Annotated in this window: 9 protein-coding genes; 7 read left to right on the top strand and 2 right to left on the bottom strand. The window is 37.6% G+C overall.

Annotated features, from left to right (window positions below; all coding sequences use genetic code 11):
- From ACRDEC_RS03855 to ACRDEC_RS03825, 7 genes are all read left to right on the top strand, one after another.
- Window positions 1-1,416 (top strand): gliding motility-associated C-terminal domain-containing protein (locus ACRDEC_RS03855; RefSeq protein WP_431497019.1); only part of this gene is annotated, 1,416 nt, incomplete at its 5' end.
- Window positions 1,417-1,466: 50 nt separating this feature from the next.
- Entirely contained in the window at window positions 1,467-2,384 is a 918-nt protein-coding gene (locus ACRDEC_RS03850; RefSeq protein WP_431497018.1) for a PorP/SprF family type IX secretion system membrane protein, read from the top strand.
- A gap of 10 nt (window positions 2,385-2,394) precedes the next feature.
- A complete protein-coding gene (locus ACRDEC_RS03845) occupies window positions 2,395-4,332 on the top strand; it encodes an OmpA family protein (protein WP_431497017.1) in 1,938 nt (645 codons plus the stop codon).
- 187 nt (window positions 4,333-4,519) lie between these two features.
- Window positions 4,520-5,338, top strand: a complete 819-nt coding sequence (locus ACRDEC_RS03840) for a zinc-dependent peptidase (RefSeq protein ID WP_431497016.1) — start codon at window positions 4,520-4,522, stop codon at window positions 5,336-5,338.
- Between the two features lie 123 nt (window positions 5,339-5,461).
- Entirely contained in the window at window positions 5,462-6,526 is a 1,065-nt protein-coding gene (locus ACRDEC_RS03835) for an efflux RND transporter periplasmic adaptor subunit (protein ID WP_431497015.1), read from the top strand.
- A gap of 10 nt (window positions 6,527-6,536) precedes the next feature.
- The gene (locus ACRDEC_RS03830; protein ID WP_431497014.1) at window positions 6,537-9,626 is read left to right on the top strand and encodes an efflux RND transporter permease subunit; all 3,090 of its coding nucleotides are present in this window, start codon (window positions 6,537-6,539) and stop codon (window positions 9,624-9,626) included.
- A gap of 4 nt (window positions 9,627-9,630) precedes the next feature.
- Window positions 9,631-10,935: a TolC family protein gene (locus ACRDEC_RS03825; RefSeq protein ID WP_431497013.1), complete on the top strand. Its 1,305-nt coding sequence runs from the start codon at window positions 9,631-9,633 to the stop codon at window positions 10,933-10,935.
- A 40-nt stretch (window positions 10,936-10,975) separates the two neighbouring features.
- On the opposite strand, the gene rpe is transcribed toward ACRDEC_RS03825, so the two are convergent.
- Window positions 10,976-11,638 carry a ribulose-phosphate 3-epimerase gene (gene rpe, locus ACRDEC_RS03820; RefSeq protein ID WP_431497012.1) on the bottom strand — a complete coding sequence of 221 codons (663 nt, stop codon included), beginning with the start codon at window positions 11,636-11,638 and terminating at the stop codon, window positions 10,976-10,978.
- 393 nt (window positions 11,639-12,031) lie between these two features.
- The gene (locus ACRDEC_RS03815; protein WP_026711939.1) at window positions 12,032-12,895 is read right to left on the bottom strand and encodes a sigma-70 family RNA polymerase sigma factor; all 864 of its coding nucleotides are present in this window, start codon (window positions 12,893-12,895) and stop codon (window positions 12,032-12,034) included.
- Window positions 12,896-13,061: the final 166 nt, after the last annotated feature.

Here is a 13,061-nt window from a genome sequence, read left to right as displayed (position 1 = left end):
CTGGCCAATGGAGCTAGTGCGACGCTAACGATCACCGCTACGGTGAATGCTACAGGCCCTTATGCCAATACGGCTACGATCACAGGCGTGGAGAATGATCCTACCCCTGGCAACAATACTTCTACGGTTACCCCAGTCCCAGTGGCTCAGGCAAACCTTAGTGTGGTTAAAACGGTGAATAACCCGGCCCCTAATGTAGGTGGTACGGTGATCTTTACCATCACCGCAGGCAATGCAGGACCAAGCGCTGCTACAGGAGTGAGTGTGAACGATGTACTCCCGGCAGGGTATACTTTTGTGAGCGCGACTCCATCGGTAGGCACGTGGACGGCTCCGAACTGGACTATCGGCAATCTGGCCAATGGAGCTAGTGCGACGCTAACGATCACCGCTACGGTGAATGCTACAGGCCCTTATGCCAATACGGCTACGATCACAGGCGTGGAGAATGATCCTACCCCTGGCAACAATACTTCTACGGCAATAACAATACCAATAAGTGTAATTGATGCAGTGATTGACCCAGCTGTTACGGTAAGTTCCGGCGCAGGTGTCACTGTTGTACCAGGCAGTGTGATTGGCAACGATACTTTAAACGGTATTTTGGTTACTACTACCAATACGAATGTAACTCCTGTTATTGCAGGACCACTAAGTGTGGATGCGGATGGCGTGATTACAGTTGCACCAAACACCCCATCGGGTACGTATGTTGTGACGTATCAATTGTGTGAAACCGATCCAGGCACAGGACTGAACATCGTTCCTGCGAATTGTGATACGACTACAGCTACAGTTATTGTATTGAATCCAATCGATGCTGATGATGATGAAGAGACAACCACAGCGGGATCTGTTGGTGTTGTAGGTATTCTTAATATACTCGGCAATGATACTCTTAGCGGTGCTAGCACTGATTTGACACAAGTAACACTAACAGTCGTAACACCAGATCCAACAGGACACATAGTTTTAAACCCGAATGGAACTGTAGATGTATTACCGGGAACTCCGGCAGGAACCTACACCATTACATATCAAATTTGTGAAAACGGAGCAGTTCCAGCGAATTGCGATACTGCAACGGTAACGATTATTGTGAGTACTAATGAAGATCTTGACATTTACAATCACGTAACTCCAAATGGAGATGGTGATAATGAAGTGTTCTTTATTGACGGGATAAATAAATATCCGGATAATACTGTAGAAATTTATAACAGATGGGGCGTTTTAGTATTTGAAGTTTCGGGTTATAATAATACGGATAAAGCATTCAGAGGAGTATCTGATGGACGAGTAACAGTTAACAGACTTGAAGATTTACCCGAAGGAACTTATTACTATATCTTAAGATATAAGAAGCCTAGCGGTGAAGCCAAAGAAAAAGCAAGTTATTTGTATATTAATAGATAAATATAATTTCCCCAGACTTTAAGTTTGGGGGTAATTTTAAAATTGAAAATATGAAATTGAAATTATTACTATTCGGATTCTTTCTAATAAGTGCTTTTGCAAGTGCGCAACAAGAAGCCCAGTACACACAATATATGTACAATACGTCCAATATAAATCCTGGGTATGCAGGATCCCGTGGCGCTTTAAGTGCTTTGATAATGCATAGGAATCAATGGGTTGGGCTAGAGGGAGCGCCAGTAACCAATACACTTACAATACATTCGCCGCTGGGTGATAACAGTAACTTTGGATTGGGATTTTCTGTGGTTAATGATAAATTAGGACCTTCAGATGAGAATGTAGTTTCCATAGATCTTAGCTACACCATTCCAACTTCAGAAAATTTTAAGCTGGCTTTTGGTGTAAAAGGTTCTGCAGACTTCTTTAATGTAGATTTTAATAAACTGAAGATATTCAATCCTAGTGACAATTTGAACAGGCAAAATATCGATAACAGGTTTACGCCAAATATAGGCGCGGGAGTTTTTTGGTACTCCAATAAAACTTACGTAGGATTGTCCATTCCTTATATGTTGGAGAATAGTTATTATGACAATGATATACAATATGTTGCCAGCGACAGAATGCATTTTCATGCCATTGCGGGTCATGTATTTGATTTGAGCGATAACTTGCAATTTAAACCAGCAGTTTTAACTAAAATTGTCAAAGGAGCGCCTTTGCAGGTAGATGTATCGGCCAATTTCTGGTTCTTTGAAAAATTTTCGATAGGCGCAGCTTACAGATGGAGTGCAGCAGTCAGCGGTATGGCCGGTTTCCAAATTTCAGATTCCTGGTTAATAGGTTATGCTTATGATAAAGACACCAGTAGACTTGGTAATTTCAACTCGGGTTCGCATGAAGTATTTTTGAGGTATGAATTGTTCAAAAATTATAAAAAAGTGGTTTCACCTAGGTTCTTCTAATATGTACAGTATGAAAAAAATTATATATATCTTACTTGTAGCTTCTCTGGCAATTGATGCGCATTCACAGACGAAAAAAATAGAGAAAGCAGATAAAAAGTATGGAGATTTGGCCTATGTTGATGCCATTGCTACCTATGAAAAAGTGGCCAATAAAGGGTATAAATCAGTTGACTTATTCCAAAAGTTGGGGAATTCTTATTTTTTCAATGCAAAATTAAAAGAAGCCAACAAATGGTACACGGAATTATTTGCCTTAAATGAAAAAGTCGATCCGGAATACTATTACAGGTATTCAATAACGCTGAAAGCCGTAGAGAATTATTCGAAAGCCAATGAATATATGGATAAGTTTCATCAAATGTCAGCTTCTGATATCAGAGGAAACGAATACAATAAAGAAAAAAAATACTTGGATATTATTGCTAAAAATTCTGGCAGGTACGAAATAAAGCCAACTGGAATAAACTCAAAAATGTCAGATTATGGTACTGCTTTTTACGGAGATAAAATATTGTTTTCCACGTCAAGGGATACTATCGGTTTTGCCAAAGTTAAGACAAAATGGACCAATCATTCCTTCACAAATCTCTATGTAGCTTCCAAAAATGAAGAAGGAGAGCTGTCCAATCCTGAAAAATTCTCAAAAGCAATCAATTCCAAATTTAATGAAGATACACCGGTTTTCACCAAAGATTTAAAGACGGTTTATTTTACCCGGAATAATTTCAATAAAAGAAAGACGGGAACAGATGAAAACAGCATTATACTTTTAAAGCTTTATAAAGCTACTTTAGTAGAAGGCAAATGGGTCGACATTAAAGAACTTCCGTTTAACAGTGACAATTACAGTGTGGCGCATCCAGCGTTGAGTCCAGATGGAAAAACACTGTACTTTGCTTCCAATATGCCAGGAACAAAAGGACAATCAGATTTGTTTAAAGTTGCCATCTTGGAAAATGACACATACGGAGTGCCGCAAAATTTAACCGGTTCGATCAATACAGAAGCCCGCGAAACATTTCCTTTTATCACCAGTGACAACGAATTGTATTTTGCAACCGATGGACATCAGGGATTAGGTGGTTTGGATATTTTTGTAACCAAATTGGACGGAAATGGCATGCCGGGGCAAATCTTGAATATTGGAGCGCCCATAAATGGCAATCTGGATGATTTTGCTTTTATTATTGATAATACGACCAAAAAAGGGTATTTCTCTTCCAACAGAGAAAAAGGAAAAGGATTCGATGATATTTATGCTTTCGAAGAGAAAAAGCCATTGCCAGTTGAAATCAAGCAAGAGCTAGATGGTCAAATTGTCGATTTGGAAACAAAAGAAACCTTGCCAAACACTACCGTTACTTTGTTTGATTCCAATTTTAACGAAGTAGGAAAAGTGACGTCTGATAAAGAAGGCAAATACCATTTTGATGTCAATGCTGGAAATAAATATTATGTAAGGACTGAAAAAGAAGCGTACAACACCAAAGAAACGCCAGTTGAAATACCGAATGTTACCGGGAAAACGGATTTGAATATTGCTTTGGAGAAGAAAATCAAAGAAGTGACCATTGGTTCCGATTTAGCGAAAACTTTTGATATCAAAATTATTTATTTTGATTTGGATAAAGCAGTAATACGAAAGGATGCCGCGGTTGATTTGGCTAAAATTGTCGAGGTGATGAAAGACAATCCAACCATGAAAATCGATGTCAGATCTCATACCGACAGCCGTCAGACAAATGATTACAATCAAAAACTATCTGATAAAAGGGCAAAATCCACTATAGACTGGATGGTCAAAAACGGAATTTCACCAGATCGTATCACCGGAAGAGGATACGGCGAATCGCAACTTATAAATAATTGCGCCGATGGAGTAAATTGTTCTGAAGAAGAACACCAGCTCAACAGAAGAAGTGAATTCATCATCACAGCCATGTAATGGTTTGAATAGCATAGCAAAAGCATCCGCAACTTCGGATGCTTTTTTTTTGAAAACCAATCTAACTAGTGTAATATTTGATGTCTTGCGTTTTCTTTGAATAATAAATTTTATATTAGCCACCGTATTTTATTTTCAATCCTAAAAATCTCAAATAGGATTTTAAGAAGCAATAAAAGAACCCATCATGATTGAAAGTATCCCTGTCATAATTATTGCCACTCTTTTTATCTTGGCAACGTCGGTATTCTTCTTTGGCTCTTTTTACCTCGTATTGGAATATATTTACGGTGCTTTTTTTCAGAAGCCGTTTTATGTGCATTTTTATTTAAAGTTAAAAAAACTTCCAGGCAATCAGCTTGATATTTTGAGTGGGCAATTTGAATTTTTTAAAAAACTGCCCCAAAATGAGCAACTATATTTTGAACATCGCGTGGCAGCGTTTCTTGAAAAATATCTCTTTTATGGACGGGAAGGATTGACCGTTACTGATGAAATGAAAGTTAAAATAGCGGCTACTTCTGCGATGCTAACCTTCGGGATGCAAAAATACCTCTACACGGTTTTTGATAAAATAATTTTATATCCAGATATTTATTATTCACAAACTAATAAAGTTTATCACAAAGGAGAGTTTAATCCAAAGCTGAAAACACTGGTTTTTTCATGGAAGCATTTTCAGGAAGGATTTGAATTCGAAAACGACAATTTAAATTTGGGTTTGCATGAATTCGCGCATACTTTGCACTTTCAATGCTTAAGGAATACCAGCATTTCTGCTATCATTTATAGGGTCAATTATGAAAAACTGCTCAAAGAAGTGAACCATAAACCCAATCATGACCGCTTAATTGAATCCGGTTATTTCAGGGAGTATGCCTTTTCGAACCAGTTGGAATTTATTGCGGTTATTTTAGAACATTTTTTTGAAACCCCTGAAAAATTCAAATTATACTTCCCCGAACTGTATCAAAACGTCAAGCGAATGATCAATTATAAAGAATAAAAAACTAGGGACTATTTCTGAATTTAGTGTTAAATAAAAGGCAATCTTTAGCTATACTGGATATTAAAAATTAGTTTTGTTATATAATCTTACAGTTTGCAATAACATTACATAGCGTCCATTATGAAATTAAAGAATATTATATATCTATTACTGGCGATAGTTTTAGGTGGAATGATTTTTTACAGAATAACTGAAAATAAAGGAAAAGAGGAAAGTAACGGAAAAGGCAAAGGAGGAGGAGATAAAAAACCGGCAAAAGTAACCGGAGTTGTTTTAAAAACGCAGGTTTTCTCCGATAATCTTTCGCTTTCGGGTTCAATTGATGCTAACGAACAGGTTGAAATTCGCAGTGAAGTTTCAGGAATTGTAGAAAGCATTAATTTTGAAGAAGGAACTGTCGTTACTAAAGGACAGCAGCTTTTTAAAATTAATGATTTAGAACTTCGTGCCCAACTTTCACAAGCAAAAACAAAACAGGCACTGGCTTCGGAAAACGAAAGAAGAGCCAGATTATTGCTTCAAAAAGAGGCTATTAGTCAAGAAGAATACGATATTGCCAGCGCTGATTTCCGTTCTGCACAAGCGCAAACACAATTAATTCAAGCCCAAATTGCAAAAACTTCGGTCAAAGCGCCTTTTTCGGGGAAAATAGGTTTGCGTTCCATTTCGAAAGGAACGTATGTCACTCCTACTTCTGTTGTAGCAAATTTGGTAAACACCACGCAAGTAAAAATTACATTTTCCATTCCTGAAAAATATGCAACTCAGATGAAAGTCAATACGATGATTTCCTTTACAGTTGCAGGTTCAAGAGAAACATATTCGGCTAAAATCTACGCAATCGAACCGGGAATAGAAGTAGAAACAAGGACTTTAAAAATGCGTGCAATTGCTCAAAATCCAAGCGGAAAACTAATTCCGGGAACTTTTGCAAACGTTATATTGCCATTGGAAAAAATTAATGATGCGTTATTGGCTCCAACCGAAGCATTGATTCCTGTTCAAAACGGGAAAAAAGTATTTGTCTCCATCAATGGAAAAGCCAAAGAAATTATGGTAGAAACAGGAGCCAGAACAGACAAAAATGTTTTGGTGATTTCCGGTTTAAAAGCAGGTGATACTTTGTTAACCAGCGGAGTGATGACATTAAAAAAGGATTCACCAGTAAAAGTAACTTTAAAGTAAGATAGTAGAAATGAGTTTATCCACTTTAAGTATAAAAAGACCGGTCCTCACAATAGTGCTCAACCTGATGTTAATTCTCTTCGGAATCATTGGGTATACTTTTTTGGGGGTTCGTGAATTTCCATCAATTGATCCCGCTCAGATTTCGGTGCAAACAAATTATTCTGGGGCCAATGCAGATATTATTGAATCACAGATAACCGAACCTTTAGAAAAAGCAGTCAATTCTATAGATGGAATCAGAAATATAACTTCGTCGAGTAACCAAGGCAGAAGTAATATTACGATTGAATTTAACTTGGATAAAAATCTTGAAGCAGCAGCGAATGATGTGCGTGATAAAGTGTCGCAGGCTGTTAGAAGTTTACCTCAGGATATTGATGCTCCGCCGGTTGTTTCGAAAGCCGATGCAGATTCAGAGCCTATTATTACCATGACGGTTCAGAGTGATAACAAAAATGTTCTGGAACTTTCAGATTATGCTGATAATGTCATAGCACAACGATTGCAGACTATTCCGGGAGTGAGCAGCGTTCAGATTTGGGGCCAAAGAAAATACGCCATGCGTTTGTGGATTAATCCCATAAAGTTGGCTTCCTACGGTTGCACAGTTGCTGATGTTCGTGATGCGTTAAATAAGCAAAATGTCGAATTGCCTTCCGGAAAACTAACTGGAGCAAATACCGAATTGACGGTTAAAACAGTGGGGAATATTTCTACAGAGGAAGAATTTAACAATATTATTATTCGAGCTGAAGGAGATAAAATTGTTCGTTTGAGCGATATTGGGAAAGCTTCTTTAGAGGCCGAAAACCTGGAGACAAAACTTTCCGATTCCGGTCAGCCAATGGTTGGAATGGCTATTATTCCGCAGCCGGGAACGAATTATCTGGATATTGCCGAAAAATTTTATGAGCAATACGATCATCTCAAAAAAGACCTGCCTAAAGATTTTAAACTGAATATCGCTATAGATAATACCGTTTTCGTTAAAAAGGCGGTTTTGGAAGTAGCCGAAACATTATTGCTGTCAATTATTTTGGTGGTGCTGATTATTTATGTTTTCTTTCGGGATTGGGCTATTGCTTTCCGACCGTTAATCGATATTCCGGTATCGCTGATTGCTACGTTTTTCATCATGTATTTATGCGGTTTTTCGGTAAATGTACTGACATTATTGGCCATCGTCTTAGCAACGGGCTTAGTGGTAGATGACGGAATTGTGGTGACTGAGAACATTTTCAAGAAAGTGGAAGAAGGAATGTCGCCAATTGAAGCTGCCATTAAAGGGTCAAATGAGATTTTCTTTGCTGTAATTTCCATTTCAATAACTTTAGCGGCAGTGTTTTTGCCCGTTATTTTCCTGGAAGGTTTCGTGGGAAGGCTGTTTAGGGAATTTGGAGTGGTTATTGGCGCTGCAGTGTTAATTTCGGCATTTGTGTCGCTTACATTAACTCCGATGTTGAATGCGTATCTTATGAAAGGCGGTGAGCAGAAGAAATCCAAAATTTATGATTTAACAGAGCCCTATTTTCAAAAAATGAACACGTCTTACGCGGGAGCATTGGAAAATTTCATGAAACGAAAATGGTTGAGTTTTCCAATTCTTATAGGTTGTATCGGTTTGATTGTTTTGTTTTTCAATTCTATACAAAAAGAGACTGCGCCGTATGATGACCGAAGTTTTATAGGGATGAACGTAACAGCACCGGAAGGGGCTTCTTATGATTATATGGACAGGTTCATGAGTGAATTGACCCAGCTGATCAATGATTCTATTCCGGAGAAAAAAGTCAGTTTGATTATCACTTCGCCGGGATTTGGTTCTTCGGCTACAAATACAGGTCGTGCCAGAATTTCTTTGGTTCAGCCTGATGAAAGGAAGCATTCTCAAAAAGAAATTGCGGAAAATTTGACGAAATGGACAAAGCAATATTCTGAAGCTAAAGTTTCTGTTTCAGAATCTCCCACAATTGCTGTAAACAGAAGAGGTGGAATGCCAATTCAGTTTGTGATTCAGGCTCCAAACTTCAAGAAATTGGAGGAAAAAATACCGCAGTTTATGGATGAAGTTTCCAAAGATGAAACGTTCTCCAATTCAGATGTAAATTTAAAATTCAACAAGCCAGAAATCTATGTGACGATCGACAGAGAAAAAGCGCAAAGCCTTGGAGTTTCTGTAATAGATGTTGCACAAACCTTGCAGCTTTCATTGAGCGGACAGCGTTTTGGTTATTTTATGAGGAATGGAAAACAGTATCAGGTTATGGGGCAATTCGACAAAAAAGATCGTGATGCACCTATGGATTTGACTTCCATTTTTGTAAAAAGTAAAATGGGGCAATTAATACAGCTGGATAATCTGGTTACTATTGATGAACAGAGCAGTCCGCCACAGTTGTATCATAACAATCGTTATATGTCGGCTACAGTTTCCGCTGGTTTGGCTCCGGGAAAAAGTATCAGTGATGGGATTGATGCCATGGAACGGATCAAAACAAAAGTTCTTGATGATACTTTCACAACCGATCTAAGTGGAGAATCTCGTGATTTTGTAGAGAGTAGTTCCAATACTTCTTTTGCCTTCGGATTGGCTTTGTTGTTGATTTTTTTGATTCTGGCGGCTCAATTCGAAAGTTTTATCGATCCGTTTATTATCATTTTAACAGTGCCAATGGCTGTGGCAGGTGCTTTATTCTCCCTGTGGCTTTTTGGTCAGACCTGGAATATTTTCAGCCAGATTGGAACTATTATGCTTATTGGCCTTGTAACGAAGAACGGAATTTTAATCGTCGAATTTGCTAATCAGTTACGAGAACAAGGCAAACCAAAATACGAGGCTATTATGGAAGCCGCTGAATCCCGTTTACGTCCTATTTTAATGACCAGTTTAGCCATTGCACTTGGAGCATTACCAATCGCTATGTCGCTCGGAGCTGCTTCTACCAGTAGGATAGGAATGGGAGTTGTAATTGTTGGAGGGACTTTATTTTCATTATTGCTCACATTGTTCATCATCCCGGCTATTTATTTTATGTGGTCGAAAGAGAGAAAACACAGTCCGGAATTTGACCATATTAACGAATATGAAAAGGAATAATGCCATGAGAAAAATTCTGTTTCAAATCCTGTTGCTATTTATTGCTCTTCCTGAAATTCAGGCACAAGAGATTTTAACGATTGAAGATGCCGTAGGAATTGCATTAAAAAACAATTATGATGTCAAGATAGCTTCAAATGCGGTAAAGATAGATTCAATGGGAGTGAGTATTGCTAATGCGGGAATGCTGCCAAAATTAGATGCAACAGTAACACAAAACAACAATATTCAGAACTCAAAACAAACCCAATCCAGTGGGGAAGTCCGCGAATTGGATAATGCTAAAAACAACAGTTTAAATTACGGCGTTACATTAGGCTGGACAGTTTTCGACGGTTTGCGGATGTTTGCTCGTTACGATCAGTTGAAAGAGTTGCAAAAGCAAGGCGAGACGGAGCTTAAGATGACGATTTTGACAAAAGTTGGAGATGTGATGACAACCTACTATGATTTGGTACAGCAACAGCAATTGTTAAAAGCATTGGATACAACTATCGTGATTTCCAAACAACGGTTAAAAACCGCTGAAAACAGGTTTACTATTGGGAAAGCATCAAAGTTGGAAGTGCTAAATGCACAGGTTGATTTAAATACGGATACTTCAAATTTGGTAAGGCAGAAAGAGCTCTTTGAAACAACTAAAATTAGGTTAAATGAACTTTTAGCGAGAGATTTAAGGACTAATTTTAAAGTAATTGAAGAAGTTGCTCTCAATGACAAATTGCAATTAGCAGATTTGAATAGTTTGGTTGAAAAGCAAAACCCGCAACTGCAATTGGCACTAATAAATAAAAGAGTTGTCGAGTTGGATTTAAAGCAGGTTCAAGCCAACCGATATCCAACTGTTAAACTGAATGCAGGGTATATTTTTAATGAAACCGAATCGAGTTTGGGCTTTACATCACAATCATCAAGCCGCGGATTTAATTATGGTGTTTCGGCTACGATGAATATTTTTAATGGTTTTCAGCAAAACAGAAATGTAAGGATTGCCAAGATGCAGATTGAAAATTCAAGCTTAGCCATTGAACAGCAAAAGCAAACGATAAATGCTCAGCTGGCAACTGCTTTTCAAACCTATTTAACAAATATAGAATTGGCAAAACTGGAAGAAAGTAACGAAGCTATTGCAAAGAGGAATTTGGAAATCACTTTGGAAAAATTCAAAATTGGAACAATTACTACATTGGAATTCAGAAGTGCCCAGCAAAATTATATTAATGCTATTGCGAGAAACAGCAATGCGAAGTTTCAGGCAAAAATATCCGAAGTTTCTTTAAATGAGATAACCGGGAATATTAAGTTTTAAATATAAAAAAGCTCCGATTAATTGTCGGAGCTTTTTGGTTTTATAAAGTTGTGATTTTTTTCAGATCAGCAATTGTAGCGACTGGATTTTCAGCGTTGAAGATATAACTTCCGGCAACCAAAGCATCTGCTCCGGCTTCTATCAGCTGTTTTGCATTTTTATTAGTCACACCGCCATCAATTTCTATTAATGTATCTAGGTTTTGTTCTGTAATCATTTTGCGAAGCTTACGAACTTTTTCATAGGTCATTTCTTCAAATTTTTGTCCCCCAAATCCTGGATTAATTGACATGATCAGGACCATGTAACATTCAGGTAGAATATCTTCCAAAACGGATACAGGAGTTGATAAGTTTAAAACCACACCAGCTTTACAACCTGCGTTTTTTATTTGAGCGAGTGTTCGATGCAAATGAACTGTTGCTTCATAATGAACGGTTATGATATCAGCACCTATTTTAGCAAAAGTTTCAATATATCTTTCCGGTTTTTCAATCATCAAGTGAACATCCAATGGTTTTGTTGCGTGTTTTTTAATGGCTTCAATTACCGGCATACCATAAGAAATGTTTGGCACAAATAGTCCGTCCATTACATCAATATGAAACCAGTCGGCCTCACTATTGTTGATCATTTCTATATCGCGTTGTAAGTTGGCAAAGTCTGCCGCAAGCACTGATGGTGCTATGATAGTATTCTTCATTGATGCTGAATTTATTTCAGCATCTTTTAATGCCGAAAATTGTTAGTGTTGTTTAGGCAAAGGTAAAATTTTAACTGTATTCAGCACAATGTTCTCTTAGAAAATAATGTCAGTATTTATTCCGGGTATGCGTGAAGGATTAAGGCGGTATCCTCGTAGTGCAACGAAGAGATAAAGCCGAAAGCCTGACCTGAAGTCGCAAGGAGGAACGACAAAGCGATGAAAGTGTCACGCCCAAAAGAATCTGAAACAAGTTCATTTTAATCTGAAACAAGTTCAGATTAAAAAAGTAAAACTCCGGTAATCAGCCGGAGTTTCAATCATCAATCAAAAAACGAACAGTCTTGGACTGTTGTTACCGTAATTAGGCTTGTGCTGAGCTTGACTCAGTGATTACCCTAAATATGTTTTCAAGATTTTACTTCTTGATGTGTGTTTCAATCTGCGGATTGCTTTTTCTTTAATCTGGCGCACACGCTCACGGGTTAAATCGAAAGTTTCTCCAATTTCTTCTAAAGTCATTGGGTGTTGGTCACCTAAACCAAAATACAAACGGACTACGTCAGCTTCTCTTGGTGTCAATGTTTCCAGAGAACGCTCAATTTCGGTACGCAATGATTCGTGAATCAATTCTCTGTCAGGATTTGGTGATTCACCTGAACGCAATACATCATATAAATTAGAATCTTCACCTTCTACAAGAGGAGCATCCATGGACAAGTGACGACCAGAGTTTTTCATACTCTCTTTTACGTCATTAACAGTCATGTCAAGCTCTTTTGCAATTTCTTCTGCTGAAGGAGCACGCTCATTAGATTGCTCTAACAAAGCATACATTTTATTGATTTTATTGATAGAACCAATTTTATTCAAAGGCAAACGTACAATACGGGATTGTTCTGCTAAAGCCTGTAAAATAGATTGACGAATCCACCATACAGCATACGAAATGAATTTGAAACCACGAGTTTCATCAAAACGCTGCGCTGCTTTTATAAGACCTAAATTTCCTTCATTAATTAAATCCGGAAGTGTCAATCCTTGATTTTGATATTGTTTTGCTACCGAAACAACGAAACGTAAATTAGCTTTGGTTAATTTTTCTAAAGCACGTTGATCTCCAGCCTTAATACGTTGTGCCAATTCTACTTCCTCATCAGCTGTAATAAGGTCAACTTTTCCAATTTCCTGTAAATATTTGTCTAACGATGCAGTTTCACGATTCGTTACCTGCTTGGTAATTTTAAGTTGTCTCATGTAAGTTTCTCCTTAAATTTTAAGTGTGTGAAATAGTTATACGTATTGAGTTACTAAAAAGTTACAAGAATATGAAAAAAAATCAAAACGAAACATCTTCCTGTTGATTTAGCTGTCCTATATAATAGTCAATTTTGCGAATTGTTTTGTTAAAAGATAAATTCTG

It is taken from the genome of Flavobacterium sp., from assembly GCF_050696275.1.
Taxonomy (GTDB): domain Bacteria; phylum Bacteroidota; class Bacteroidia; order Flavobacteriales; family Flavobacteriaceae; genus Flavobacterium.
Note: the sequence above shows the minus strand (reverse complement) of the source record. Positions and strands in the feature narration are given on the sequence as shown.